Below are 26,053 nucleotides of genomic sequence, written 5' to 3'. Positions count from 1 at the left end.
GGGGGCCATTAAGGTCTATAAAGATTTGAGGAATTCTACGAGATCACCTTTTTCTGATTCAGCGAGATTAAGGCTGAAGTGAGAATCATAGTGATCAACAACCTCTTTGAAATTCGCAAAACGTCCGTCGTGATAGAACCCACCTTTTGCGTGCGCCCAAGCTCCCTTCAAAGGAGTCGTTCTGTAGCGCTCATCCGGAGATCTCTTGGCTTGGAAATCATCAATGCCAATGGCAGAGGCCTTATGCATATTCCAACCGGGCTCAGTATAAAGGGGAGGAACGTGGCAAGTTGCACACTTCGCTTTTTCGTTAAAGATTTTTTCTCCACGAGCCGCCATGATTTTATCATAAGAAGTCGCTGGAGCCTTCGGAGCTGGCAAAGACAATTGATAGTAATGCAAAGCTGCGAGTTTGCTTGTGATCATATCAACAGGAGCTTTCGTGTGACCCATGCGCGCACGAGCTGCGACTGGAAATTTCACAGGATCATCTAAGCGAGGATCATAAAAAGTTCCTTGTCCGTGCATTTCAAGATTAGCTACAAACGCGTTCCAATAAGTGACAGAACCCCAGCCTGTGTAAGTATGAAGATTTACACCCGCAAGTCCGAAAGCTGCTGGAATAAGAGTCGCCGCTGTCTTTCCATCAGGACGGAAGCCTTTTCCATCTAAGAAAAGTTCAGCGTCAAACTTTCCGGGTCCCCATGCCATAATCACTTTGCGAGTTGTGGCATCACTGACTCCTAAAAGTTTATTCACGACACTTAGGTCAGGAGAAAGATTGATGATCGCTCCGACATTCAGATCACGATTGGGCCAACCATCAAGTCGATGTCCAATGCTTGGAGCAAAAGAATTATCAACAGTGGAGTGGCAGAGTGAACACTGAATACCAATGGAAGTCATTTGTCCGGATTTATTAAAGATGCCCTTTACACCAACAATCGCATCTTCTTTTAAAAGAGCTAAGCTGACGTTTGGATCATTCAAATCCACTTTTCCTTCTTTGATAGCTTTAAGAACATCAGGAGAAAGAGCATCCACATCGACTTTAAGGCCCACAGCCAACGCCGTTTTCGGGCTGACACCGGGACCGACACCGCCATTCTTTTCTCCCTTAATGGCTTGATGAAGTTTAAGAGTGTCGCCCCAAAATTTTTCACTGCCAAAAGTGTCGAAGCGAAAAATCTTACGGCCCTCGGTCAGCATTCGTGAGGAGTTGCTACTAATGACGTTATCAAATATTTCCGTGAGACCCGTTCTGCCAATCGCGAATGCCGTTAAGGCGGTGGTCATCACAAAAATAGTGGAAGCGAAGTAAATCTTCTTTTTGCTCATGTTATTCTCCTGCCTTTAATTTGATTGCATGAGCCCAGATCGTGGACTTTGAAGGTAAGTGCTTCAAATTAAATAAGTGATACGAAAAAGTGGAGATGAGTAACTAAATATTGATGATCAAAACTTATGATATAAAAGATGTTCAGTGTTTTTCATCTCATCCTGAGACATTCTTATTGATCACAAAATTTGTTAATTCTCAAAATAGAATAATAAATTTTCAATCTTAATTATTTGAAATTACAGTATTTATTTATAAAATATAAATTATATTGATCACAAAAGTGAACAAAAAGTTTAAAAATGCCGAACAGTAACATATCCTGATTTCAGAACAGTTCGATGACCCAACAGCCTGACAGACACCAAGACAGGACGTCGGATAAAACAGGGAGGGATATCATGAGAAATGTGAAATCAGTAATTGCGGGTCTTGTGGCGCTTAACATTGTAGGTTGCTCACAATCACCAACAGAAAGTGTAAGCACATCGTTATCAATGACAGGATCATCACAAGCAGCGACGGTGGCAAAATATAAAATACAACATCCTTGGCTGAGTTTATTTATGCCTAGTGCGGTGGCATTAACTCCACCAGCAATGACGGATTCTTCAGGTCGCAATGTAACTTTGAATAAAGCGTGGGTTGTGATTAAAGAAATTGAATTCAAACCAAACGAAACTTCGGATGCGGCGGAAGTTGATGGTGATGAAATTAAATTCCGTGGACCTTATGTTGTGGACTTACTTTCATTAACTCCACCATCATTCGGAACGGCGGAACTGCCGACGGGAGTATATCGCCGAATTAAAATGAAGCTTGAAAAAGATGCGACGTTGCCAGCGGAAGCACCTGTGGGGCTTAGCGGTAACAGTATCTACTTCGAAGCGACGGTCGCAGGGAATCAAATCACTTATTCCGCGGATGACGGTACTGAATTTAAAATCAGTGGGGCTGGTGGAATCAATCTTAATGATAATGCCAATCTTTTAGTAACAATTCGTTTGGCTGATTTATTTAAGATGATTGATCTATCAGGAGTAAATTCAAATATCACGATCACTTCGTCATCACGTCAGCCAGGCGCTAATTTATGCCCTTTGATCGATAGTTCCGCTGCAGATTTATATACATGTATTCGCAAGGGACTTGAGAAGGCCGGAAAATTCGGAAAAGATGATGACGGAGACCATGAAATTGAAGCCGGTGAAGACGAAGTTGAAGACTAACGGTATGACAAGAGGTAGTTATGAAACCTAATATTCAAGAATATCATGACTACCTCGAGTTTCTAAAAGACTGGATAGAGTTTCTTAAGGAAAGAGAAAAAGGATTCAGTTTAAGGAAGATAGCGAAAGAGGCAGGGATTGCCTCTGGCTATCTTCCCATGTGTTTCAGTCGCAAGCGCGTTCTTTCGTTAAGGACGTATGAAAAAATAAAACCGTTATTAAAATTATCTGCAAAAGAAGAAAAGTATCTGGATCTTTTAAGAGTGATTGCGGAATCAGAAGAACCCAAGATGCGCGTACAGGCGCTTACAGATTTGCAGAAACTCAAAGATTATAAAGAGTCGAATCGTTCAGAGCTGGAAGTGCATCAATACTTGAGTCGATGGTATTACGTCGTAATCCGAGAAATGGTGAATATGCCAGAGTTCAATGGAAAAGCTGAGTGGATTCAGGAAAGATTGCGTGGTCGTGTTTCGCAAAAAGAAATTGAAGAGGCATTGCAGTTTTTAGTGAACTTTGGATTCATCGAAAAAAACGATCAAGGAAAATACTCCGTGGTCGACAAACAGCTGAATTGTGAAGAGGGCGTATTTAAACTTTCCCTCGGAGAATTTCATCGCCAGATGTTGGATTGGGCCAAACTTTCAATCGAGGAGACGCCGCGAGCAGAGCGACTTCTTTTGGGGCATACCGCGACTCTGACGGCGAAGCAGTTTGAACAAATTCAGTCTCTCCTAAGAGAAACAATTGGAGAGGTTGAGATTGTGGACAATAAATCACACTCTGAGGATATGGAAGTATATCATATTGAGTTAACAGCATTTCCGCTCACAAAAAAGAAATCTTTCTTGAGCGAAGATGTGGGAGAATAGTTTGTATGAAAAGAATCTTGCTTGTTTTATTACCGTTGATGGTGGGGCTGGGTGGATGTCAAAAGACCAGCGAAGGTGGTACGACCACAGGCAATCCATTGATCAACTTTAAGATCACGGGTTCTTCGTCTGCTGCGACGGTGGCGTTTCATCGTCCGAATTTTGTATCGCCGTGGCTGTATGAAATATTAAAACCTGCCATGGCATTGCCGCCACCTTCATTGGTGGATTCAAATGGAGTCACAATCAATCTGTCGGAAGCATGGATGGTCGTGAGATCGGTGGAATTTAAACCTTCGGAAACTCCAGATGCTGGTGAAGTTGATGGAGATAGTGTCAGCTATGAAGGTCCTTATGTCGTGAATCTGTTAACGGCGACACCAGAATCTTTGGGTCAGGTCCGTGTTCCAACATCAACTCTTCGCAGAATTAAAATGAAGCTTCACAATGCGGATTCGTTACCTAACACAGCTCCTCCGGCATTGTTGAATAAAAGTATTTACTGGAAAGGTTCCATAAGCGGTCATGATTTTACGATTTCAAGTCGTGAAGGTTACGAATTTGAGTTGGCGGGCCCGAACGGAGTGACTTTGTCAGATAACTCCAATGTCTTGATGAGTATTCAGATTGCAAATCTGTTTAAGAAAATGAATTTCTCTGGAATTACCTCGACAACTGACATTGATGAGAACAACCGATTCCCGACCGCAAATCCATGCCCTTCCATTGACTCGTCGGCCACAGATTTATATACGTGTTTTACTAAGGGCCTAAAATCAGAATCTAACCTTGGTCGCGATGACAATGGGGACGATGAACTTAGTGGAGATGACTCTGTTAAATAAACTCGTCCGTTGATCTTTATGCTAAATCTCGTTAGATTTGGTTTATGAAAAAGTTTATTTTTGTCATATCAGCATTTTTGGTTTCATGCGTGACCTCCACTGAACAAGGAGCGATCGGCGTAGAGCGCCGCCAGCTCCTCCTTGTTCCAAGTGAACAAATTGTTTCTATGTCCGCGCAAGCGTACGTGCAAACAAAAGAGGAAGCACAGAAAAAAGGTCTGTTAGATAAAAATCCGCAACAAGTTCAAAGAGTCCAAGCTATAGCCCGTAAAATTATTCCGCAAACAGCGACCTTCCGCAGTGATGCTCCATCATGGGCTTGGGAAGTTCATGTGATTACATCAAAAGAGTTGAACGCTTACTGCATGCCCGGTGGAAAAATCATGTTCTATTCTGGCATCATTGATCAGTTAAAACTCACAGACGCAGAGATCGCGGCGATCATGGGGCATGAAATTGCCCATGCTTTGCGTGAGCATGGTCGCGAAAGAATGTCGGAGGAGCTGATCAAGGGCGGCATCGCACAGGCGGTGTTGCTTTCTGGAAAAGTTGATCCAAAGTATGTCGGCCTTGCCGATCAAATCACAACATTGACTGTTTCCTTGCCACACAGTCGTGGACAAGAGTCTGAAGCCGATGATATTGGTCTTGAGTTGATGGCTCGCGCTGGTTACAATCCACAAGAAGCGGTTACATTGTGGAAGAAGATGGCCTCTGCAGGTGGCGGAAAGCCACCCGAGTTTTTAAGTACGCATCCAGCGGATGAAACACGTATCAAAAATATTTCTTCTTTGATCCCAAAAGTTATGCCTTTGTATCAACAATCGAAATAGTTTTCATAGCGGCTTGCCGTGCAGGCCGCTTACTTTAGAACCGCTCGTTCTAAAAATTCCAAATGCTGATCAATGGCATTCTTAATTTCATTTTTAGATTTAACGCTTTGAAACTGTCCATCTAAAAGCAGAATCGAAAACCCGTGAATGCCCGACCAAATAGAGCGGGCTACCGAAAGCGGATCTTCTTTTTTAAAGACCTGCGCTTTCATTCCGTCTTGCAGAATGTTGAGTAAAGATCCAAAAGCTTTTGTGCCGATTTCATCAAGTTCCTTTCGTTGTACCTTTGAGCAACGAAGCTCTTGATGGAACATGCTCCGATAGTGTCCGGGATTCTGCAGAGCAAATTCAATATAAGCGCGACCGGACGCTTGGAGTTTTTGTCGGGGAGTGCGTGCGTAGGGAAGTTCTCTTTCAAATGACTGAATCAACGCTAAGAAGCCGTCTTCTGCAATATAAGAAAGCAAATCTTGTTTGGATTTAAAATGTCGGTAAACAGCCGTGTGGCTCACTTTGAGGCTTTTAGCGATTTCACGTAACGTAAAATCGACTTCGCCCTTTTTCTGAATGATTTCAACTGTCTTTTTAATGGCGGCACTTTTCAGATCGCCATGATGATACGACTTAACCATGAAAAAAAGCCTAACAGACTTTTTCTATGTTTACAATGGTCACATTAATGTTAACATTGGTTACATGAGAAAGTTAAATGCCTTCTACCGTATGTTGATCTTGTTTTCCGTATTGGCTCTCCTGGCCAAAGGCTTTGGGCTCTTAACAACATGGAATGAAGTTCCTTTATGGATCATGATCCAGGTGTTTCTTTTTACAGGCGTCAGTCATTTCACACCGCTTCGCCATGAGTTTGTTAAAATGATCCCGCCGATGGTTCCAGGTAAAATGTTTTGGGTGTATTTTACCGGCGTCGTTGAGATTCTAGGTGCGATTGATCTAATGGATCCGAGAACACGACATTATGCCGCGTGGGCTTTAATCGGTCTTTTGGTTGTCATGTTCCCAGCAAATTATTACGCGGCAAAAAATAATATTTCGTTCCGCGGAACAAAACCGCAACCGGCGTTGCAAAGGGGATTGGTGCAGATTCTTTTCATAACAGCTCTTTATGTCGGAGGTATCCTGTGAAGAAAAAGATTTTAGTTATCAATGGACATCCGAACGCGGAAAGTCTTTGCGCTTCACTTGCTGCTAACTATGCAAAAGGAGCTGAACAAGCGGGACATGAAATAAAGCTCGTGCACTTATCGCAGCTTTCCTTTGATCCGATTTTGCACAAAGGCTATCTAAAAATTCAAGATTTGGAGCCAGATCTAGTTCAGGCACAGAAAGATATTTTGTGGGCGGAACATTTGGTTTTTGTGTATCCAATTTGGTGGAGTTCTACTCCCGCATTGCTAAAAGGATTTTTAGATCGCGTCTTTCTGCCGGGCTTTGCTTTCAAATATCATAAAACAGATCCCTTTTGGGATAAGTTGTTAACGGGTCGCACGGGAAGAATTATTCTTACCACTGATGCACCTTGGTTGTGGAATCTTGTGATGAATTGGGACCCCGCCATTCGCACAATGAAAAAGGGTGTGCTTGAGTTCTGCGGAATTAAACCTGTCAGCGTCACACAATTTGATTCGATAAAAAATAGAAAGCCTGAAGATATTAAAAAATATCTCCAAAAGGTTTTTGAGTTAGGTCAAAAGGCTCTTTAAAACAGGGGACCCGAGGGGTCCCCCCAAAAGAATTACCTCCAGGAATAAGGATTCTTTATTTGGGATTCAAGCCGATGAGTCGACACATCCACGGTCTCAAAGACACGTTGTGGACATGTGTAGCGCACAAGTTGCGGTCCTCTAAAAATAGCAGACGCTATTGCAAGCATTCCTCCTAAGAATTTGTACACTAGGTACGCGAGGAAGCTTGTTACAAGACCGGCCCTTTTTACGCTTTCGACAGACATATCAGCTGAGGTTTCAACGAGTTTTAATAAATATCGCTCGTTTTGGAATTCCCATTCTTTTTTCTTACGCAATAATGCGTTCATAGCTTCCTCCTCAGGATTGATAATGCTCGCAAAAGCGCTATTCAAAAGGCCGCTGAATAGAACTCATGCGAGAACTGTTTTAAGTTTTTTTGGGTTAAGACCAAGAATGAAAAAACAAGCGTAGAGCAAGTCTTTAAAAACTTGGGACTAATAGTTAACTAATGTAGTGAATTGAAACTTTGTACGTAGCTAGAATTGACCGATGGAGGCCACGCCTTGTCCGTTCACTAGGGATAGTTCGGATTGATTTAGATTTTGAATATGCATCATAGTCATGATGGCCTCCTTTCATTAGAGTTATTTCTAATATCAGAGAAGTTGCATAAAAAGTAAACTAATATTTTTGAAATTCTTTGTGAGAGCCAGTTCCACGTTGGAACTGCGGGCGCACAAAACGCTCCATAACGATTTAAATTTGTTTCTAAGATTTTTTTGTCAGCGCTTCGAGCAGACTTTTAAAGTATGGCGGCATTTCAGAGCGCGGATACCACGCCAGTGCCACAGCAGAATCCAGATGCATCTCAGAGCTTAAGCAAAAAAGAGATCCGTTCTTCACAAAGGGTCGCGCGAATTCTTCTGTCAGAGCGGAAAATCCAACACCCTCTGCAACGAGTGAAGCCAGCGCATCGATATTGTTAGCATAGTGACGGTGCTTAGAAATTTTTGTGATTTTATATTTCTTCAATAGATCCAAGGTGACGTTGTCGTTCGGATCAAAATCAACAACGGATTCTTTCGCAAAGATATCTTCAAGCTTTCTTTTCTTCCACGCCGTAGAAGCGAAAAGATAGTAGCGCTCTGGCGACAGGGTTTTGGAATCAAGCTCTTTGCCCACTTGGTTTACGGGAAGGGCGCCAATTTGAGCAAAGCCTGATTTTAATTTTCCTATCACACTTTCAGAGTCTGAAAGATCAAAGCGCACCCGAAGTTGCGAATACTTTTTCATCACGACACTCGCTTTCGGAATAATCCTTGAGCGCATGAGTGCTGAAGAACCACTGATGCAGATTTCCTGCACGGTGATTTTCTTTCCTCCAAGAGTCGAAAGAGTTTCCCCTTCTAAATCGCGCGCCGCTTGAACGTAGCGAAGCAGCGATTCTCCTTCACTTGTTAAACGCATTCCTTTTCTGGAGCGGGTAAATAGTGTCACGCCCAGTTGCTTTTCCAAGCTCCGGATTCTTTGTGTCACCCCAGTCTGGGTGAGATCCACCATTTTAGCCGCTTCCAGGACCGTGCCCTTTTGGACGACGGCCCAGAAAGCTTCAAGGGAAGGGCTGAGTAAACTCATTAAAAATGATAATAAATGAAAATATATGAATTATACAAATACTAAATTTAAGATTATGAAAGATTTTTTCTGCGCGAATTTTCTCAGTGAATGAAAATGTGGATATGTGGATAAAGTGCGTGCGCGCAGTGTGAAGTCGGTAATTACCAGGAGAAGGTTGAATCTTCAGAAGTGCTTTTGACAAAGCTTGGAGAAGTCCATCAACTGCTTCGTAGGAGAGACTTATGAGAAATTGGATTCTAGGAATTTTGGGCGTTTTATTTGTCACCGTAAATGCACAAGCAAAAGAATCTATGTGCACCACAACGGGAGTGCTTGATCGTATTACGTGCCCTTCGAAATCTGTTGATGTAGCGGGGCCTCACCTTACTCGCGCTGTGAAATACTCTGTGCCAGAGGGAACAACCCCGCGCGGTGGTTGGCCGACTGTCATTATCTACCAAGGAAGTTTCTTTGAAGTGGAATTTTCTCGTCAGCGTCTGATGCCATTTGGTGGTTACAATGAAATCCGCTTGATTCAATCTCTGCTGGATCATGGATTTGCTGTGATTGCTCCACCAGCCATCAGCGGAGTTGCGTGGATGACCAACATCATCGGCGTGACTTATGAAACTTCCGAAGATTTTTATTTCGTCGAAGAACTTCTAAAACAAATGAAGGCGGGAACTTTCGGGAAACTCAACATGAAACGCCTTTACGCTACAGGTATTTCTAGTGGCGGTTATCATTCAAGTCGCATGGCTGTGACTTTTCCAGGAACCTTTAAAGCGTTGGCTGTGGAATCTGCCTCCTACGCCAACTGCAAAGGCCCTTTGTGTTTTGTGCCAGAGCAAATTCCTGAAAACCATCCGCCGACTTTATTTTTGCACGGTGAACTTGATACGGTCGTTCCTGTCGGCACGATGCTGGAATATTATAAAAGACTGAAAGTCGCAGGAATTGAAACAGAAGCTTTTGTCGACGTAACGGCAAGACATCAATGGATTAACGAAGCGCCAGAATTAATTACGAATTGGTTCTTGGCTCACCCTTGAATCTGCCACGCGATTTTTTCAAGAGCTTCCACCTCTTCCGCCCAATACCTGAAAGTATTAAACTCAGGGAAAAGACGGGGGAAGCTTGGGTCTTCCCAGCGTTTTGCAATCCATCCCGCGTAAGAAATAATTCTTAAGCCGCGCAAAAGCGGAATCCACGACCACTGATGGTCGGGAAATTCACGAAGCTCTTCATAGCCTTCAATGATTTGAGATTTTTCTTCATCCAGCATGTCAGCGTCACCAGAAAGCAACATCCAGAAATCCTGAATGACGGGGCCATTCACAAAATCATCAAAATCGACCAAGAAAAATTCTTTGCCGTTGTTTAAAAGATTTCCTTTATGACAGTCGCCATGAATACGAATAAATTCAGACGGATCAAAAAGATCATCAATCGCAAATAAAATATCTTCTGCGGCAATCGTGTAGCGCTCGCGCAGTTCCGGCGTCACCCAGTCTTGCAAGAAATCAAGCGTGTTCCATCCGCCGTAATAACTTGTATCTAAAACCGGACGGTGCGGAGCTAATTTCTTTGCTCCGACATTATGAACTTGGGCCATCAAGCGACCGACTTTGTGAAGTTCGCCAGTTAAAAACTCTTGCGGCATTCGTCCTAAAACTTTTGGGAAAAACGCAACGAACATTCCATCGGTTTCAGAAATCGTACTGTCGTGTCCTTGAAAAAGGGGAGCTACAGCGGGAATGCCTTCGTTTTTCAAAGATAGAAGAAACTCATGTTCTTCTAAAATCGCTTCTTTGCTCCAGCGGTGCGGGCGATAGAATTTTGCAATCACGTTTTTATTTAAAGATGTCGAGTCAATGGGCTGTTCTAGCTTGATATCAAAAACGCGATTTTCGTAGGAATTCAGTTGTGTGAACTCGCCCGTTGGATAAAAGCCCGCATTTTCCGCTGCTTGCAGAACTTTTTCTGGGTCTAAACTATAAAAAGAAGAGCTTTTATCCATTTTACCTACTGCCGTGCGATGCAAAAAGGTACGGCGTACCTCCAAACTTGCCAGTTTTTGGTGGTTAAGTCATTCTCTGACTTGATGAGCGGCAAAGAAACCTTTCTCTTCGCAAAATGGCCTGTAGAAGTGCATCGACGACCTTTTCGTCGTTCGGTTTCTATTTATCTTTATCCGAATAAGCCGATCAAAGTGATGGCGGCCAGAAGTACGTCACAAAAAATGATCGTGGACTTTTTGATGGTCAAAAAAGACTGGATCGAAAAGACCTTTAATAAGTTTTCTGAAATCGCAGAAAAATTTCCTGAAAAGAAAATCAAAGCTTACGAAAACTTTCCGTTCTTGGGGAAAGATAGAAAACTCAAAGTCGTGATCACGCTTCACAAAAAACCTTTTGTCTCTGTGACAGATGACCATTTGCTTTTGCATATTCCACGCAATGAATGGAGCGCAAACTCTCTTATTGAAGAACATCCAACAGCTCTGAAAGAAATCCGCCATTTCTATAAAAGAGAAGCCGTGAATTTTCTTAATGAGCGACTCACGTTTTGGTCTGAGCAAATGAATCTTAGACCTTCGCAAGTAAAATACCGCGAACAAAGAACGCGGTGGGGAAGTTGTTCTTCAAAAGGAATTATCAACTTAAACTGGCGTCTGATCGTTTTTCCTCAAGAAATTATCGACTACGTGATCGTGCATGAGCTTGCGCATCTTCAACACATGGATCACTCAAACCGATTTTGGTCGCTCGTTGAAAGATATATTGAGAACTATAAAGCCATTATGAAGTCTTTAAAAGAATCCCAATATCTCGTCGAATTTTTATCAGAAAACTAGTAAAGACCGTTTTGCGTTTTCGTGCGCATAAGACTCAATGCCAGCAAAGTTCCTACGTAACCCACACAAGCACCGAAGATAATATCGCTTAAGAAGTGATCGTGGACTACGATGCGAGTCACGCAAATCAGCATCGCAAAAGGAATCCAGAACCAACGAAATCTTGGAAACGCGACACTCATCATTGTTGCTGCCGTAAAGATCACTTGCGAGTGACCCGACGAAAACGAATGCCAGTGCCAGTGAGTCGTAAAAGGATTAAAAACAAACGGATCAAAGTTCGGTGTTTTATGAGGTCTTTGGCGTCCAGCTGTGAATTTAATGATGTGAGTGATTACGCCTGACACAATCAGCGCCACGAAAAAGTTCAAGCCCCAACGACGGTAGAAATCGACTCTGTTAGAATGTTTTTTAAGCGCAGAAATACGCGGAGCCACCCACTTCGCAAAAGCCCAAGTCGCTAAAGCCAAAATAAAATAATATTCTGAAAGACCGATGTCCGTGAGAATGCGCGCAGGTCCACGGAAGGTTGCTTTAATAGAAGGCTCTGCAAAAAAAGCAGAGAACTTTTGATCAAAGAAATATCCAGCAACAACCGCTAACGAGAGCGACGTAAGAATCACCTTAATAATATGTCTTGTCAGTTTCTGTGGGTCGCTGATGAGCTCGCCGAATTGTTGTACAGGCATGTAATTCCTTCCAAAGCAGAGTCTAAAACGTAACCGTATTGCAATACAAGCCCTGATGAGGGGTGACGAATATTGGCCCGAGGCTTGCTTAATGGTCCAGCGACAGAATACTTGGAGGTTTCTAATGTTACCAATGCTTCAAAAGCACACATTGATTACGGCCGCTTTGTTAGCGACTTTGACGTTAAGTGCGTGCGGTAAGAAAAAAGATGTTATTTCAGCTCCGCCTGAAAATTCTAAAAAAACAGGTGAGGCGAATACAAATGGTCAAATCGGTGGTGGTCTTCCTGATCCGAATAAACCAGATGATTATAATCCACCACTCCCTGAACCAATTCCTGAGCCTAGAAAACCAACGCCAGGTGGTTCAACTCAACAACCAAATCCACTGCCTCCTCCTCCGACGGCTCCAGCTCAGCCGCCGAAGCCAACAACTCCTCCAGTGGTAGACACTCGTCCAGCTCCGGCTCCGGGTTCTAATCAATTGCCTCCTGACTATCGCACGAATGATCCAGGCAATGCGACTCGTGATAATTTATCTAAGCGCATGACGGGTGGCGTGACGTCAGACGGTCTTGTTTATACTTCTTCTTCAACCGACGATCTTTTAAATTATTTAAGAGCACGTAACGAAAAAGTCGGTTATGAAACTCGTCGTGCAAATTTAGAAGCTGCTTCTTCTGTATTGTCTGCGAAAATGACAATCGATGGAATGTCAGGTGATGCGATTGTTACTTTGAAAGTTCAAGAAGGTAACGACGTTAAAGTTTATAACGTTGCTGGTGCAAGTTCTAATGGCGGTTATGCATCTCCATTAAGATCTGTGCGTGCAGGTAACGGTGAGAAGTCGACAGGTTCTCGCGCTCTTGAAGGTACTTTGAAGTGCGTGGATCTTGACGGTGGTTGTGAAACTACTTTCGTAAGACTTAAAATCGGAACATCTCCATCAAGCGCGATCATCAACGTGGTGTTCAGAAATTCAGCGGCTGATTTATACTTCCAACTTCCAGGCGAATACTCTAGCAATCCAGAGTATCTTGGTTTGAGAGACATCATCCGTGCAACGATCCAAGGTTTGAATGTTCCTGAAAGAATCAAAACTGTTCGTATGAGTTCATTTGAAGTTGTGAATGGTCGTTCAGGTGTTGCGCTTTCTATGAAGACAGCAAACAACGAACTTCTTGCATTCGCAGGTCCATTGCTGGCTCCTGAAGCAGGTACGGGTGTGAACATCAATCTTTCTCGTATCGCAAAAGATCAAGAAGACACTTTGGATTTGATCTCTTTGGATAATACGAAATTGAACCTTGCGAACACGATCGGTGAAGCTCGCATGGTTGCTAACAACGGTTTGGGTCAAGTGCGTTTGGCTTTGAAAATGAGAAAACGCGGCTCTTATGCTCAAGACCAGTTCCTAGTAACGTTCATGAGAAAAGTAAAACCTCTCATCGACCTTACTGACGATAATTTGAAATAGTTCCCAATTTGTTCCATAGCGTTCCTATGTTTTGGGCTTCCTGCCCAAAACCCCTTCGGGGCTGTCGCGAAAAAATGCCAGCCTGGCATTTTTTTGTTTAGGGCCACAGACCTCCAAGCTGTGGCCCTTTTTTATTTGTTTTAAAGCACATATGTGGTGTCGAATTGTCCCGAAAATGGTTGGTATACGAGTTGCTTAAGGGAGAGGTGGGGAACTACCAAAACCTTTGGGGGACAGAATGACTCTAAAAAACTCTTTATTAATCGCTTTTGCAGCTATCACTCTTACTTCAATTTCTGCGGGTGCTTACATTGTTCCAGGCGGACCTCGTCCTGCGGAGCCAGCTCCTTTTCCAGATGAGGGCGGTTTTCCTCCAGGCAATCCATTCCCAGGACAAGATGACTTCGGTAACGGAGGCATTGGCAACGGTGGAATCGGTAACGGCGGTTTTCAAAATGGTCGCCAAGAGCAAAAAGTTATTTATTTGAATCGCCGACTTTCCAATGAAACTTTGGCTCTTCGCCAATTGGCTGGAATCGGTGAAAACTATCGCGGTTACACAATTCAATCTGTGATCGTCGATGTTCGTCGCAGCGGCCCTCAAGCGCAAGTTTCTTTGCTTGCTGATGGTCGCGAAGAAGATACTTCTTACTCTCCACAAGGTGCGGTTCAACTTGTTCCTCGTTACAGAGCTGTGATCGGTGAAGATGTTCGTTCACTTCAATTGTCTGTGCGTGGAAATGCAGAGATCGCTTCGATCACAATCAATTTGTTAGATAACGATCGCGTTGAGCGCCCAGGTCGTCCTGGCCGTGGCGTTGATGTTCCATTGTTTGTGTCTCGTCGCATGTACGGAAATGATCGTTTGGATCTAACTCAGTACATCGATATGTACCGTTACCGTGGTTACAGAATCCAAGAGATCGTGATTGAGGCGACTCCGGTTTACAACACAGCTTTGATTGATCTTGTGATCAACGGTTTCAACCAAGGTCAAACTTTGCAAGTGGATCGCTACAACTCTCGTCAAACTGTGCGCCCACAAAATGCCGTGCTTGGCCAAGGGGCTGATAGCATCGTCCTTTACACTCGCGGTGATCTTGACGTGCGCCAAGTGACTTTGCGTCTATCTCGTTAATAAATAGAAGCTTTTTAAAACTCGACGACTAGAAAGGGACTCCATATCGGAGTCCCTTTTTTATGCTTTGCGATAACGTAAGGCCCTTTGTGCACAAATCAGCTTGTTTTGAAGATTTAAATCGGGTGAACTATTTGGGTGCAAAAGGAGATCTGATTTCTATGCAAAACAGTCATCTTGAGTTTAGCAAAGGCAAAGAAATTTCAATGGGTTCCGCGAATCCTCCAGTTCTTTCTGATTACATGAACTACCGTCAGTTCTTGGCGGATTTTTATCAGTTCAAACGTAAGTCTTCGAAGGGATCGTTGAGAGCTTATAACTATGCTGTGTTTTCAGCAGCGGCGAATATTAAATCTCCCAATTATCTAAAAATGATTATCGAGGGAAAAAGAAATCTCTCGGAAGATATGATTGGCAAGTTCGGTAAAGCTTTGGGCTTTATGAAAGATCAGACGGACGAGTTCCGTTTGCTTGTGCAATTCACGCAAGCCACTGATCCTGCTGAGCGTAACATGTATCTTAAAAAACTAAGCGAGCATCGTGTTGCTGGAAAACTTAAATCCGGCGAGATCGATCGCAAAACGTGGGAGAAAGTTCCTAACTGGGTTGCGTGGATCATTTACGCGATGGTGGATCAAGAGGGAGTTTCTTTCGACACAGCGGCGTTGAAGACGCTTCTTCGTGGTAAAGCTTCTGAAGATGAAATCGAAACGGCGTTGAATACTCTTATTACTTCTGGCGAACTTCGTCGTGATGAAGTGACTGGGGAGTTGAAGAAGAACAGAAGTTTGATTGAGTCTCCGGAAGAAATTCCTGTGGCTCTTGTTCGTAAGCTTCAATCTCAATTGATGTACTTGGGTCTTGAGTCTTTGTATCAAGATCAACCGACTGACAGAGAGTTCGGCACATTGACGATGTCATTGACGAAATCTGAGTTTGAAGAAATTAAGTTCAAACTTCGTCAGATGAGAAAAGCTTTTCACAAAGACAATTCAATCGCGCGCATGAAGGAAAAAGGGGAGAGAGTTTATCAACTTAATATCCAACTTTTCCCTGTGACGAATGCAGTTGAAGGTGTTGAAAAAGCTCCGGTGATTAAGCCTGCTCTTGATTTGAAAGCAGAGACAGCGATTGTTGAAACTCCAGTGGCAGCACCGGCTCCAGCTCCGCAAGCTCAACCAGTTCCTGCTTCTGCACAAGCTGTGGCGACGGAAACTGCGAATGCATCTGCGAACAAAGATCGTTCGAATGTAAGTTCACTGGCAGCGACAGCAGCTTCTGCTGCAGATCTTTTCCGTTAATTCTTGTGAGCGGTTCTGTTTTTGCGGAACCGCTTTTAATTTTCAATTTTGATGAAAAAAGCAGCTTAATCGCTGCTTTTTTTGTATCTAAAAATGTGAGTCCGCTCGCCATAAAAGCGGACGCATTCGCCGTTGATTTCGTTAAACTTAGATAATTTGCCTAAAAAGAGGGCTCGTTTTAAACGCGAAACACATTCATAAAAATTTAAGATTCTTAAATTTTAGTGTCATTATTGCCCCATTTTTTGTGCACAACTGTGGATAACTCTGTGGAATAGGCCTATAAATGGTGGATATCTCGACCTTTTGGCGTAAATTGTCTCGTGCTAACGTTAAGATCTCGTTAGGATGACACCACCTCTGCAAGACAAAAGTCCTGCGTCATTAAAAATTTAATCGTTGAATGTGAGGGTCAAAATCGGAAGGATAAACGATTTTCATTTTGCCGCAAATCTTGTGGTAAGATGATTTGATGTTTTCACACATGGGGGCGTACTGGCTTCGACGTGGGTGCTGAAACATAAGGAGCATACCGGGGCGGATGAGGACCTCGTTAAAAACGTCCATTTTGTAATTGGCAACGATTACGCACTTGCAGCTTAATTAAGCAGCACGATCAACCTTGTGGTGGTTCCGCACTTGGATTGATCGTCATTTAGGGACCTCGGTGAGTTGGGTTTTCTCCAGCAGACTCGCTTAAATTTACTGGGGGAGTGTTCAGTCTGATTTTGTTAGTGGAAGCTGGCTGAACAAACTAAAACACTGACTAAGTATGTAGCGCCTTATCGCGGATCACTTGCGGACGCGGGTTCAATTCCCGCCGCCTCCACCAATTTATACAGATATCTGATATCTGATATCTGACATCTGATATCGGGTTCTACGGTTCTATCAGAGGATGTGACCGAAGTGCGGATCTTCGGTTTACTCTGGTTAGTCTGTTTTTATTTTTACGTTGTTATTTCTTTTGCATCGCCTCTGAGTTCTGGAGGTTGCATGGCTGAATTTCGCACCCTAACTTTGGCAAAGATATATTATTCTTTAGGAAGTCGTCATAGTTTGCCTTCTCATCTAAGAGATCAGTTTCTTCGTTCATCTTCTTCCATATCTCTCAATCTGGTTGAAGGTAATGCAAAAACATCTTTGCGCGATCGTTTGCGTATTTTTGAAATCGCTTACGGGTCGTTCCGTGAGTCACAAACAATTCTTGAGATTGCGGCAATCGACAATAAAGAGCTTTTGGTTACTGGTGATGAGCTGGGCGCAAACCTCTACAAGTTAATACAAGCTTTAAAAAAGAAGATTGAACAACAAAGACATGTCGACAATGCCGGTGCAATGAAGTGTTAAATTTTGTGGTTGGTGCGTTGGTCATTCTTATCCAAATTGCTTATGTAATCTTTGTTATCAAAAAATCCTTTAATAAAGATGCAAGGGCACAAAGAGCACTTGATAGATATTTGCGCCGCTACCTTTCTGCTGAGGAAATTGGAAAATTTTACGAGCGGTATATCGGATACTTGTATGAATCAAAAGGTCACGACGTTAACTATCACGGCGCGCTTAGTGGTTACAACGATATGGGCCGCGACCTTATAGTAAGACGCAGAGACGAAACACTAGTTATTCAGGCGAAGTGTTGGTCGAAAATCAAACTAATTCAGGAAAAACACATTTTTCAAATTTTTGGTACGATGACTCACTTCAAGCTTGCGTCTGGCAAGACAGGCGGTCCAACGAGAGCGGTTTTTATACCACGGCGAGATATACCGACGTCGCAAGAGATGTCGCCAGAGTGTTGAGGGTTGAACTTAGAACTGAAGAACTCAATCGGTCCTATCCAATGATAAAGTGTAGTATCACTGCGAAAGGAGAAAAATTTTATTATCTGCCGTTTGATCAGGATTATGACAAAATCAAAATTAATCTTCATAAAGGTGAATATTTCGTTAAGACGGTACAAGACGCGGTTGATAAAGGATTTAGACGGGCATAGATTTTAAATCTTCGCTAACCGCCCTCCGTCGACTCGAAGGGTTGCGCCAGTTACGAAACTCGAATCATCTGAAGCGAGAAACGCGATGGCTGAAGCGATGTCTTCTGGTTTTCCGATGTCGCTTTGGTTGATGACTTCTAATCCTGATTTCACATTCGGATTTTCCCAAAGCATGGGTGTGTCGACGGCTCCTGGCAGAATAGCGTTTACGCGGATTTTCTTTTCTTTGCCTTCGATGGAACCTGAACGAGTTAATGAAAGAACAGCGGATTTCGCTGCGGCGTAAGATGATACAAGCGGTGTTGTCTCTACGGCGTGAATGCTTGAGACGTTTACGATGGAGCCGCCGTTTTTCATATGCAAGAAACCTTGTTGCATGAAAAAGAGAGTTCCTAAAAGGTCCACGCCAAGAACTTTCATCCAATCGTCCACGGATTGTTGTTCTAGGGGTTTAAAAACCATCAGTCCTGCATTGTTGATAATAATGTCGATGCTTCCGAATTTATCCATAACGATTTTAGCTGACTGTTCTACATTTTGTGAGCGACTAACATCGCAAACACTTAGCAGCGGTTTTAATCCGAAGTCTTCGATTTCTTCCGAAGCTTTTTTCAAACGGTCCTCTTTAATATCAACAAGAACCGTTTGCGCACCTTCTTTTGCTAAGTGAAGAGCGGTGGCAAGTCCGATACCGCTGCCGGCTCCGGTCACGATGGCGACTTTGTTTTGAAATCGGCTCATCTTTTTTTTCCTCACTGATTGATGGAGGGAGCTGAAGTGCCAGATCCCTTGCGTCTTTGCGCTTCTTCTTTTTGTGTTTCTGCTTCACCTTTAGAGTATCCATGAGGAGAAACAACCGGAACTCGCAGGCAAATACTTTGTGTTGGTAAAACTTGCCGCCAGCTTTTAATTAATTTTTTATAAGCTTCACCAACGGGACGGATTTTTCGATCAAGATCAAAGAGCCCTACGGGATGGACTCTGTTTCTTTCTTCGCGAAGAGCAATATCCCAATCAATTTGATCGGTCAGCGAGTACCAAGTAAATCCGACGACGGGAATTCCTTTGTTTCTGACTCTTAGAACATTTGCCCATTGTTTCCAAAGCCAGTTCACACCTTCGTCGCCTTGCGCACCTTGGGCGATATTCGTTTCTGTATGCATGACCGGAATTAAATAGCGTTGGTAATATTGGCTTGTGATTTCATCGTAACCGAAAACCTCTCCGGCGGCGCGAGTTGCTCCATCAGAGGAAACTCTGTGTTCGTTCGTGACGTAATAATCGTTCCCCATGATGCAGTTGTGCTTAAGGCCCCAACCAAAAAAGAAATGATATTCCTCGCGAGTCATTCCATTATCCATCAGATATTCATACATCTGCGAGTCCACGCGTCGCCCGTAATTGAGATCTAAAGACAGAAACCGCTTCGCATTGAGGATTTCGGCAGGTTTGATGGCCTGCGGATCTTCGGCGTGAAAATATTCCGAGGATTCACTCTGAATAAAGATGGCGTCAGGACGGACCTCAAGGATGGCGTTCATGGCAAGGACGTTGGCCTTTGCAATATTCTTAAGTGCATTGACAAAACTGCGATCACTTTTTTCCTGCTCGTTCCACCAGCCGTAAGCGGCAGAAAACAAAGCACAAATAAACATTTCATTAATGGGAGTATAAAGCTGCACCCATGGAAAGCGGCGAGCAAAGTCGCGGCAGTATTTTGTAAAAAGATTCGGGAATTCAGGGTTTTGAAAGTTTCCAACCCAATCAGGAACGCCGAAGTGACAAAGGTCAACGATGGGAAATAGGTTTCGTCTTTGCAGATCGTGAAATGTGAGGTCCGCAAAATCCCAATTGTATTTTCCGTCGCCAAGCCAAGTTAGATGAATGGGCGGGCCATATCTCAGGTAATCAATCTCAAGTTCTTGTAGAAGATCAAAATCTTTGGACCAGTATTTGTAATGGAAACACTTTTCCATCTGGTCAATGCGGGTGCGTCCGCCATTGATGGTGGGATAACTGTTTTCAATACCTGTTGCGAACATAAATGAACCGACAGACATGCCGTTATTTTCGAATGGCCTAGGGGGCGCTTCAATGAAAAGAGTCCGCTCTGATAAGTTACATTGTCTACGACTTGTTATGCGGCCCTTGTGAAGTTCTCGCTTGTAGTCTGCCAAATTGATAGATACACATGTTATATATTAACAAATGAACTGGTTGAGAGGCACTATTGAGTCCGAGCGAAAAGAATAGAACGTTAGCATATTTCAGTGTCTGGAGACTGCAAAACAAAATCACACTGTTTTCTTTGGTGGCGATTTTGGTTTTATCGGCGCTCTTTGCGGCGGCGAGCATCTTGCTTCCATCTATTGGGACAACTGAATTTATTGCTTTTATCGTTTTGATTCCGGCTCTGGCATGTTTAGGAATTGCGACTTGTCATTCTTCAAACCTTGAATCTGCAAAAGCGCAAAACGAATATAAAAAACTGGTATCGCGCATGCTGGAAGCGGAAAGTTTTCAGATTTCGTTGGATCGCTTTTTTTCGATCTCTAGCGATTTGATGGCCGTAGCTGGCAAAGATGGTTTTTTAAAGAAGGTCAGTAAGTCACTTGTTGATACTTTGGGATACAGCGAAGAAACATTGCTGACGACGCCGTTTTTTGAATTTATTCATCCCGATGATCGTGAAATGACACGTAAAAATATTGAAGCGCTGAACATGGGATTGCGCTCTGTGGGTTTTGAAAATCGTTACCGCACTGCTGATGGCAGTTATAGAACACTGAGCTGGAGTGCGGCTGCGGACGCGGACCTAGGTGTGCGATTTGCTTCGGCTCGCGACGTGACCGACGAACGCAATTTTAAAAGTCATGTACAGCAAATACTAGGTTCGGCCCCATTTTTGTTGGTGGTGAAAGACAGCGAGGGAGTAATTACAAACTGCAATGCTGCTTTCGCTCGTGTCATTGGCTTTTCGCGCGAATCAATAATCGGAAAAAATGTAAAACATTTTCCGAACTCCGAGTTCATTTCTTCTTTCTTGGAAAAAGAGCCAGTTGTTCTTAGATCGCAGCGTCCATTTACGTTTGATGAAGTTTTAGTAAATCGGGGAGTCCAGGAAAAATATCTTTCGACTATTTTTCCGATTCTCGATCACGAAGGAAAAGCTGTGTCCACAGGAAAAATCTCCTTGAATATTGATTCAGTCGCCGAAAAGTATTTCACTTAAGGTAAGAATCAAAGTGATCTGTCTAGTGTCAAACTAAGTCCAGCAAAATAGTCCCCAATGGATTCAGTTGTTTCTTTTTCGGGTTTATCTAGAATAGATAAGGCTGAAAATTAAACGTAAAAACCTAGGAGGAAATTATGCCGGGTACAGTTCAACTTCACAGAGTATTGGCGGCTCCGCCAGAGAGAGTGTTCAGAGCATTTACCAATCCGGATGCTATGGCGAAATGGCTTCCTCCGCATGGGTTTGTTGGAAAAGTTCACGAGATGGATTTTCGTGTCGGTGGCGGCTACAAAATGTCATTCACGAATTTAACGACGCAGAACAGTCAGTCATTTGGCGGGAAATACACTGAAATTAAAACTAATGAATTATTAAAGTACACCGACAAATTCGATGATCCCAATCTTCCTGGCGAAATGCACGTGACGATTTCATTTCGTAAGAGTGTCGGCGGAACGGAATTAAAAATCACACAAGACGGCATTCCCGACGTCATTCCAGTAGACATGTGTTATCTCGGTTGGCAGCAGTCGTTAATGCTTCTTACCCAACTTGTTGAGCCAGAAATTAAAGAAGGATAGACAATGACAGCAAAGTCCTCAGAGATACCAGATAGTACGGCCGTTCGAGTTGCTCTTTGGAGAGCCATGCATGTTCAGATCGATGCGGCTCCTCATGTGCTTGATGATGAGATCGGCCTTAAACTGGTTTCTCCGCCAGAAGGTTGGCGTGAACGTCCTGATATGCATCCACAAGGAACAGCTCCGTTTCGTGCTTCGATTGTGGCGCGTGCTCGTTTCATTGAAGACTTAGTTGCTGAGCAAGTAAATCACGGCGTCACTCAATATGTTATTCTTGGAGCGGGGCTTGATACATTTGCTCAGCGTCGTCCTGAGGTTGCTTCAAAGATTAAAGTTTTTGAAATTGATAAACCGGATACACAGGCTTGGAAACGCCAGCGTTTGATTGAAACTGGTTATCCAATTCCAGAATGGCTTCGCTTTGTCCCCGTGGACTTTGAATTAGGTGATTCGTGGTGGGATCGTCTAATTGCCGCTGGTTTTGATCCCAAAAAACCTGCGATTGTGACTTCTATTGGTGTGAGCATGTATCTGACGATGGATGCGATCAAAGATACTTTACGTCAAATGATGAAGCTCGCTCCCGGTTCGAAATTTATCATGACGTTCATGTTGCCTTTAGATCTTGTCGCATCTGAAGATCGTTTTGGTTATGAAAGATCCATGAAGGGCGCTCAGATGTCGGGAACTCCGTTTATTAGCTTTTTCTCTCCTGAAGAGATGCTTAAACTTGCGCGCAGTATAGGGTTTCAAAAAGTGGAGCATCTTTCAACGGCAGATATGGTGCCTCGCTATTTTGCCAACAGGTCGGATGGTTTAAAGCCTTCTACGGGAGAAGAGCTTTTGATCGCGACTATATAGGGATCAACAATGGATAAAGCAAATTTTGATGGAACTTTGGTTTTAGAAAAGCTCGCTGAAATTGATAAGCTCGACGAATTTAATGATGCGATAGACGCCGATGATTTTGTTAAGGTGAAATCGTTAATGAGAGAAGCACACATTGATTTCGAGACGATTGCGAATGTGATGAAAAAGATGGCTGACGCTGATGGAAAGCATTGAGGGATAAGGTCCGATTTCTGCCAGTAAAGAGACTTGAATTTGGTTACCTTCGTACCTACGGAGGTCATTATGCAATTCAAAGAAAAAATAGTTTTTATTACTGGAGCCAATCGGGGTATTGGGAAAGTCCTTGTTGAGGCCTGTCTCGCTAAAGGTGTAAGAAAAGTCTATGCAGCCTCACGAAAGATTGAAAATATTCCCGCATTCAACGATCCCAGAGTTGCTCCTGTACTCCTTGACATTTCTAACGATGAGCAAATTAAACTCGCTCTCGATAAATGCGCTGACACGCAAAAATCGCCCAAAGATTTGGAAGAGCTTTCTAAGAAAATGTATTTTGGAATTTAATAGGACGACGTAAATAAAGCACGGGCTGGAGAAATCCAGCCCGTGTGGAGTCTATATTTACTAACCCTTCGGCATTTTGCTCATGTCCATGAAAAGCAAATTCCAACGGTGACCGTCTGGATCAACAAATCCACAACCATACATCCATCCGTCTTTATAGCCAGGCTTAGCGTAAAGAGTTGCGCCAGCTTTGACTGCTTTTTCAGCCCATGCGTCGACTTCTTGTGGAGAGCCCGCACCTAGAGAAAATAAAACTTCATTGGATTGCTTGCCATCTGTGACCTGTTGGCCGCCGATAAATTCACGAAACATGTTTTCAGGGAAAACATTCACGACAACCTTTTTGTTGCCCAAATCCATACTCACCATTTGTGCATTTGAGTGAACGGTGTCCATGTGAAAGCCAATATCGGTAAAAAACTTTCTTGTTCTCTCAAGGTCTTTAGAGGGAAGATTCACCCAGAATTCGTTTTGCATAAATGTCTCCTTCGATTTTTATATTTGAATACTTTTTCCGTCGTAAAACTGCGTTTTAATTTCGTCTAATGCAAGATCTTCAACACATCTTAAATTGATCGCCTTAATAGGTTCACCCGTAGGCATTTTGCCGGACGCAAAAGCTGTGACTCCGCAGACTTTACAGAAAGTGTGGTGAATGGATTTCTTGCCGAATTGGTAGTCGGTTAAAGAGTCACCGCCAGAGATAAGTCGAAAAGCGCTGTCTGGTACAAATGCTAGAATGGTGCCTTTGCGATTGCAGATCGAACAGTTGCAAGTTATTCCTTCTTTGAGGTCTGCGTCGACCTCAAATTTCACGGCGCCACAATGACAGCTTCCTTGATGTTTCATAGTTAAGTCTCCTTATATGAAATACGCTAACATACTAAATAGTATGTTGTAAAGATCGGAATTTTTTGCTAGATTCTTTATATGGTTGATAGAAAAAAAAGCCCCAAAAAGACACGAAACCTCGAAGAATCCCGAAAAGAGATCTTAGAGGCCGCTTTCTGGGAGATTTTTACCCGCAGTTTTCAAGGTGTCAGCGTTGACGATATCGTTGGTAAAACGTCCCTGACGAAAGGAGCGTTCTATCATCAGTTTCCAACCAAGCTTGATTTAGGATATGCGCTTGTTGATGAAGTGATTAAGCCGATGACTTACAGTCGTTGGATTGATCCTCTTAAAGAGTATGAAAATCCTATTGAGGGAATTCTTGCGCAACTCAAGAATCTTATTGGCAAAGCAAAACCCAGTGAGCTTCGTTACGGATGTCCTTTGAATAATCTGGTTCAAGAGATGGCACCTGTCGACAAAGGCTTTAAAGAACGTCTGGAAAATGCGTTGAATTATTGGATCGACGGCATGGAAAAAGAATTAAAACGCGCCAAAGAAGGCGGATATCTTAAAAAAGATGTGAACACCCGTCAGGCCGCGCACTTTGTGGTTATGGCACATGAGGGTTTCTATGGAATGCTGAAAGCTCTCGATGATCCTAAGGCTTTTGATGCTCTCTATGATTCACTCAAGCGTTATTTCGCGACAATACGGTCGTAGGGCTATATCACTGGACAGTCGGATTTTAGCCTCCTAAGATAAACCAAGGAGTAAATCCAGTGCAGACTCAATTAAATAATTTCGTAAAAGAGAACTCATTTGCGATCGAAAGTGAAGCAGAGCTTATTCAAGCCTTTCGTCCTCGAGATCAAAAGAAATTAGTTCTTCCTGAAAAGCTTAAATTCCCTCTGAATGTGCGCTCGTACTTCACGTGGAAAGAGCCTTCGGGTGTTTATACTTATCTTATTTTTAAAATGCCAAACTGGGATTTGCCAAGAGGTGTAGCGTTTAAGCGTTCTGCTTCTACGGGAGAGCCTGTCGGTGGACTGTGCAGTTGGTGCCACGCTTACGGAACGTCGGATGAAATTGGAATGCTTTCTGTTTCGATGAGTTCAAACGTGAGCAGCTCTTATCTCATTTGTCATGACTTAAGCTGCATTGAAAAAATCGAAGACAATGCCGCCATGTCGGGAAAAGAGCCGGACAAATATATCGCAGAGCTTTACTATCGTATGGAAAAGCTCTTTGAAAACATCAGCGGCTACAAACCGGAATAATTATTTTTTCAGAGTCAGTCGAACAGGGCAGTGATCTGATCCCATCACCTCAGGACAGTGAGCTGCTGCTTTCAAGCGATCAGAAGCTTCTTTATTCACGAGGAAATAATCAAGACGCCAACCCACGTTCTTTTCCCGAACGCCCGGGCGATAGCTCCACCATGTGTAATGGCCAGGACCTTGTTCAAATTTGCGGAAGGCATCGACCCACTCAAGTTTGTCTTGGAACTTTGTCATCCACGCACGCTCTTCAGGAAGAAAGCCTGCGTTTTTCATATTTGATTTTGGATTTTTTAAATCGATTTCTTTGTGAGCGATGTTAAAGTCACCGCAAATAACAACCTCACGGCCTTTTTTTCTAAGAGCTTCCAAACGTTTTTCAGCAGCCGCGCAGAATTCCAACTTAAAAGGCAAGCGGGCATGGTCGCGCTGACTGTTGGGCCAATAACTGTTAATAACTGTGATCGGACCGAAATCCGCTTCCAGCCATCGACCTTCGCTATCAAATTTAGGAATGCCCATTCCGATACGAACCTCGTCGGGTTCTTTTTTTGAATAAAGAGCTAAGCCAGAATACCCGGCTTTTTCAGCAAAAGCCCATTGTGAATGGTAACGGCTGGGATGATAAAGAGTTTCATCCTCTTGAATAGCTTCTTCGGAAATTTTAATTTCCTGCAAGCACACGACGTCCGCTTTTTCTTCTTCGAACCATTCACGAAAATTCTTACGTTGAACCGAGCGCAAACCATTAACATTCCATGAGATCAATTTCATGTCCCTACAATAGACCTCGCAGCTTCAGAAGGTCAAGACC

At 43.3% G+C, this 26,053-nt stretch carries 31 protein-coding genes and 1 other RNA gene; 21 read left to right on the top strand and 11 right to left on the bottom strand.

Annotation, left to right across the window (positions count from 1 at the left end; genetic code table 11):
- Window positions 1-15 precede the first annotated feature (15 nt).
- Window positions 16-1,338 carry a hypothetical protein gene (locus AAAA78_RS17350; RefSeq protein WP_340593387.1) on the bottom strand — a complete coding sequence of 441 codons (1,323 nt, stop codon included), beginning with the start codon at window positions 1,336-1,338 and terminating at the stop codon, window positions 16-18.
- Window positions 1,339-1,740: 402 nt separating this feature from the next.
- Between AAAA78_RS17350 and AAAA78_RS17345 the strand changes: the two genes are divergently transcribed.
- Genes AAAA78_RS17345 through AAAA78_RS17330 form a run of 4 tightly spaced genes read left to right on the top strand, consistent with a single transcriptional unit; the run spans window position 1,741 to window position 5,118 of the window.
- Window positions 1,741-2,568 carry a DUF4382 domain-containing protein gene (locus tag AAAA78_RS17345; RefSeq protein ID WP_340593386.1) on the top strand — a complete coding sequence of 276 codons (828 nt, stop codon included), beginning with the start codon at window positions 1,741-1,743 and terminating at the stop codon, window positions 2,566-2,568.
- Between the two features lie 20 nt (window positions 2,569-2,588).
- Window positions 2,589-3,440, top strand: coding sequence for a DUF4423 domain-containing protein (locus AAAA78_RS17340; RefSeq protein WP_340593385.1), 852 nt, complete (start codon window positions 2,589-2,591; stop codon window positions 3,438-3,440).
- A gap of 5 nt (window positions 3,441-3,445) precedes the next feature.
- Window positions 3,446-4,285: a hypothetical protein gene (locus AAAA78_RS17335; RefSeq protein ID WP_340593383.1), complete on the top strand. Its 840-nt coding sequence runs from the start codon at window positions 3,446-3,448 to the stop codon at window positions 4,283-4,285.
- Window positions 4,286-4,329: 44 nt separating this feature from the next.
- The gene (locus AAAA78_RS17330) at window positions 4,330-5,118 is read left to right on the top strand and encodes a M48 family metallopeptidase (protein ID WP_340593382.1); all 789 of its coding nucleotides are present in this window, start codon (window positions 4,330-4,332) and stop codon (window positions 5,116-5,118) included.
- Window positions 5,119-5,147: 29 nt separating this feature from the next.
- Here AAAA78_RS17330 and AAAA78_RS17325 read toward each other — a convergent pair whose 3' ends face one another.
- Window positions 5,148-5,750 carry a TetR/AcrR family transcriptional regulator gene (locus tag AAAA78_RS17325; protein WP_340593380.1) on the bottom strand — a complete coding sequence of 201 codons (603 nt, stop codon included), beginning with the start codon at window positions 5,748-5,750 and terminating at the stop codon, window positions 5,148-5,150.
- Window positions 5,751-5,814: 64 nt separating this feature from the next.
- On the opposite strand from AAAA78_RS17325, the gene AAAA78_RS17320 reads away from it, so the two are divergent.
- Both AAAA78_RS17320 and AAAA78_RS17315 read left to right on the top strand, forming a co-directional pair.
- Window positions 5,815-6,261, top strand: coding sequence for a DoxX family protein (locus AAAA78_RS17320; protein WP_340593379.1), 447 nt, complete (start codon window positions 5,815-5,817; stop codon window positions 6,259-6,261).
- A complete protein-coding gene (locus AAAA78_RS17315) occupies window positions 6,258-6,839 on the top strand; it encodes an NAD(P)H-dependent oxidoreductase (RefSeq protein ID WP_340593377.1) in 582 nt (193 codons plus the stop codon). The genes AAAA78_RS17320 and AAAA78_RS17315 overlap by 4 nt, the downstream gene beginning before the upstream one ends.
- Before the next feature lie 32 nt (window positions 6,840-6,871).
- Here the strand turns inward: AAAA78_RS17315 and AAAA78_RS17310 are convergent, their stop codons facing one another.
- The gene (locus tag AAAA78_RS17310; protein ID WP_295902167.1) at window positions 6,872-7,171 is read right to left on the bottom strand and encodes a hypothetical protein; all 300 of its coding nucleotides are present in this window, start codon (window positions 7,169-7,171) and stop codon (window positions 6,872-6,874) included.
- A gap of 421 nt (window positions 7,172-7,592) precedes the next feature.
- On the bottom strand, window positions 7,593-8,459 hold the full coding sequence (locus tag AAAA78_RS17305; RefSeq protein WP_340593376.1) for a LysR family transcriptional regulator: 867 nt from the start codon (window positions 8,457-8,459) through the stop codon (window positions 7,593-7,595).
- A gap of 224 nt (window positions 8,460-8,683) precedes the next feature.
- On the opposite strand from AAAA78_RS17305, the gene AAAA78_RS17300 reads away from it, so the two are divergent.
- A complete protein-coding gene (locus AAAA78_RS17300; protein ID WP_340593374.1) occupies window positions 8,684-9,493 on the top strand; it encodes an extracellular medium-chain-length polyhydroxyalkanoate depolymerase in 810 nt (269 codons plus the stop codon).
- Here AAAA78_RS17300 and AAAA78_RS17295 read toward each other — a convergent pair.
- Window positions 9,484-10,461, bottom strand: coding sequence for a serine/threonine protein kinase (locus AAAA78_RS17295; protein WP_340593373.1), 978 nt, complete (start codon window positions 10,459-10,461; stop codon window positions 9,484-9,486). The genes AAAA78_RS17300 and AAAA78_RS17295 overlap by 10 nt on opposite strands.
- A gap of 60 nt (window positions 10,462-10,521) precedes the next feature.
- Between AAAA78_RS17295 and AAAA78_RS17290 the strand changes: the two genes are divergently transcribed.
- Window positions 10,522-11,298 (top strand): M48 family metallopeptidase, encoded by a 777-nt coding sequence (locus AAAA78_RS17290; protein ID WP_340593372.1) that lies wholly within the window; start codon window positions 10,522-10,524, stop codon window positions 11,296-11,298.
- On the opposite strand, the gene AAAA78_RS17285 is transcribed toward AAAA78_RS17290, so the two are convergent.
- Window positions 11,295-11,987, bottom strand: coding sequence for a phosphatase PAP2 family protein (locus AAAA78_RS17285; RefSeq protein ID WP_340593371.1), 693 nt, complete (start codon window positions 11,985-11,987; stop codon window positions 11,295-11,297). The genes AAAA78_RS17290 and AAAA78_RS17285 overlap by 4 nt on opposite strands.
- Window positions 11,988-12,111: 124 nt before the next feature.
- On the opposite strand from AAAA78_RS17285, the gene AAAA78_RS17280 reads away from it, so the two are divergent.
- The 6 genes from AAAA78_RS17280 (at window position 12,112) to AAAA78_RS17255 (ending at window position 17,705) form a co-directional block, all read left to right on the top strand.
- A complete protein-coding gene (locus AAAA78_RS17280) occupies window positions 12,112-13,464 on the top strand; it encodes a hypothetical protein (protein WP_340593369.1) in 1,353 nt (450 codons plus the stop codon).
- Window positions 13,465-13,702: 238 nt separating this feature from the next.
- Window positions 13,703-14,602, top strand: coding sequence for a hypothetical protein (locus AAAA78_RS17275; RefSeq protein WP_340593368.1), 900 nt, complete (start codon window positions 13,703-13,705; stop codon window positions 14,600-14,602).
- Window positions 14,603-14,763: 161 nt separating this feature from the next.
- Entirely contained in the window at window positions 14,764-15,903 is a 1,140-nt protein-coding gene (locus tag AAAA78_RS17270; protein ID WP_340593366.1) for a TIGR02147 family protein, read from the top strand.
- A gap of 486 nt (window positions 15,904-16,389) precedes the next feature.
- Window positions 16,390-16,735: a transfer-messenger RNA gene (gene ssrA, locus AAAA78_RS17265) on the top strand.
- A gap of 164 nt (window positions 16,736-16,899) precedes the next feature.
- The gene (locus AAAA78_RS17260) at window positions 16,900-17,253 is read left to right on the top strand and encodes a four helix bundle protein (RefSeq protein ID WP_340593365.1); all 354 of its coding nucleotides are present in this window, start codon (window positions 16,900-16,902) and stop codon (window positions 17,251-17,253) included.
- A gap of 5 nt (window positions 17,254-17,258) precedes the next feature.
- Window positions 17,259-17,705, top strand: a complete 447-nt coding sequence (locus AAAA78_RS17255; RefSeq protein WP_340593364.1) for a restriction endonuclease — start codon at window positions 17,259-17,261, stop codon at window positions 17,703-17,705.
- A 197-nt stretch (window positions 17,706-17,902) separates the two neighbouring features.
- Here the strand turns inward: AAAA78_RS17255 and AAAA78_RS17250 are convergent, their stop codons facing one another.
- Together AAAA78_RS17250 and AAAA78_RS17245 are read right to left on the bottom strand one after the other, a co-directional pair.
- The gene (locus tag AAAA78_RS17250; RefSeq protein WP_340593363.1) at window positions 17,903-18,640 is read right to left on the bottom strand and encodes an SDR family NAD(P)-dependent oxidoreductase; all 738 of its coding nucleotides are present in this window, start codon (window positions 18,638-18,640) and stop codon (window positions 17,903-17,905) included.
- 11 nt (window positions 18,641-18,651) lie between these two features.
- Window positions 18,652-19,959: a family 1 glycosylhydrolase gene (locus tag AAAA78_RS17245; protein WP_340593361.1), complete on the bottom strand. Its 1,308-nt coding sequence runs from the start codon at window positions 19,957-19,959 to the stop codon at window positions 18,652-18,654.
- Between the two features lie 170 nt (window positions 19,960-20,129).
- Between AAAA78_RS17245 and AAAA78_RS17240 the strand changes: the two genes are divergently transcribed.
- The 5 genes from AAAA78_RS17240 (at window position 20,130) to AAAA78_RS17220 (ending at window position 23,128) form a co-directional block, all read left to right on the top strand.
- Window positions 20,130-21,131, top strand: coding sequence for a PAS domain-containing protein (locus tag AAAA78_RS17240; RefSeq protein ID WP_340593360.1), 1,002 nt, complete (start codon window positions 20,130-20,132; stop codon window positions 21,129-21,131).
- A 137-nt stretch (window positions 21,132-21,268) separates the two neighbouring features.
- The gene (locus tag AAAA78_RS17235) at window positions 21,269-21,715 is read left to right on the top strand and encodes an SRPBCC family protein (RefSeq protein ID WP_340593359.1); all 447 of its coding nucleotides are present in this window, start codon (window positions 21,269-21,271) and stop codon (window positions 21,713-21,715) included.
- Between the two features lie 3 nt (window positions 21,716-21,718).
- The gene (locus tag AAAA78_RS17230) at window positions 21,719-22,576 is read left to right on the top strand and encodes a class I SAM-dependent methyltransferase (protein ID WP_340593358.1); all 858 of its coding nucleotides are present in this window, start codon (window positions 21,719-21,721) and stop codon (window positions 22,574-22,576) included.
- Window positions 22,577-22,585: 9 nt separating this feature from the next.
- Complete coding sequence (locus tag AAAA78_RS17225; RefSeq protein WP_340593357.1) at window positions 22,586-22,780, top strand: hypothetical protein; 195 nt, start codon at window positions 22,586-22,588, stop codon at window positions 22,778-22,780.
- Window positions 22,781-22,849: 69 nt separating this feature from the next.
- A complete protein-coding gene (locus tag AAAA78_RS17220; protein WP_340593355.1) occupies window positions 22,850-23,128 on the top strand; it encodes an SDR family NAD(P)-dependent oxidoreductase in 279 nt (92 codons plus the stop codon).
- Between the two features lie 60 nt (window positions 23,129-23,188).
- On the opposite strand, the gene AAAA78_RS17215 is transcribed toward AAAA78_RS17220, so the two are convergent.
- Both AAAA78_RS17215 and AAAA78_RS17210 read right to left on the bottom strand, forming a co-directional pair.
- Window positions 23,189-23,605 (bottom strand): VOC family protein, encoded by a 417-nt coding sequence (locus AAAA78_RS17215; protein ID WP_340593354.1) that lies wholly within the window; start codon window positions 23,603-23,605, stop codon window positions 23,189-23,191.
- An 18-nt stretch (window positions 23,606-23,623) separates the two neighbouring features.
- The gene (locus AAAA78_RS17210) at window positions 23,624-23,977 is read right to left on the bottom strand and encodes a GFA family protein (RefSeq protein ID WP_340593353.1); all 354 of its coding nucleotides are present in this window, start codon (window positions 23,975-23,977) and stop codon (window positions 23,624-23,626) included.
- Window positions 23,978-24,058: 81 nt separating this feature from the next.
- On the opposite strand from AAAA78_RS17210, the gene AAAA78_RS17205 reads away from it, so the two are divergent.
- Together AAAA78_RS17205 and AAAA78_RS17200 are read left to right on the top strand one after the other, a co-directional pair.
- Window positions 24,059-24,682: a TetR/AcrR family transcriptional regulator gene (locus AAAA78_RS17205; RefSeq protein WP_340593352.1), complete on the top strand. Its 624-nt coding sequence runs from the start codon at window positions 24,059-24,061 to the stop codon at window positions 24,680-24,682.
- Window positions 24,683-24,741: 59 nt separating this feature from the next.
- Window positions 24,742-25,239: an FBP domain-containing protein gene (locus AAAA78_RS17200; RefSeq protein WP_340593351.1), complete on the top strand. Its 498-nt coding sequence runs from the start codon at window positions 24,742-24,744 to the stop codon at window positions 25,237-25,239.
- On the opposite strand, the gene AAAA78_RS17195 is transcribed toward AAAA78_RS17200, so the two are convergent.
- Complete coding sequence (locus AAAA78_RS17195) at window positions 25,240-26,013, bottom strand: exodeoxyribonuclease III (RefSeq protein ID WP_340593350.1); 774 nt, start codon at window positions 26,011-26,013, stop codon at window positions 25,240-25,242.
- Window positions 26,014-26,053: the final 40 nt, after the last annotated feature.

This window comes from Bdellovibrio sp. BCCA, assembly GCF_037996825.1.
Taxonomy (GTDB): Bacteria; Bdellovibrionota; Bdellovibrionia; order Bdellovibrionales; family Bdellovibrionaceae; genus Bdellovibrio.
The sequence above is the reverse complement of the archived record's forward strand: the minus strand, read 5'-3'. Positions and strand labels throughout refer to the sequence as shown.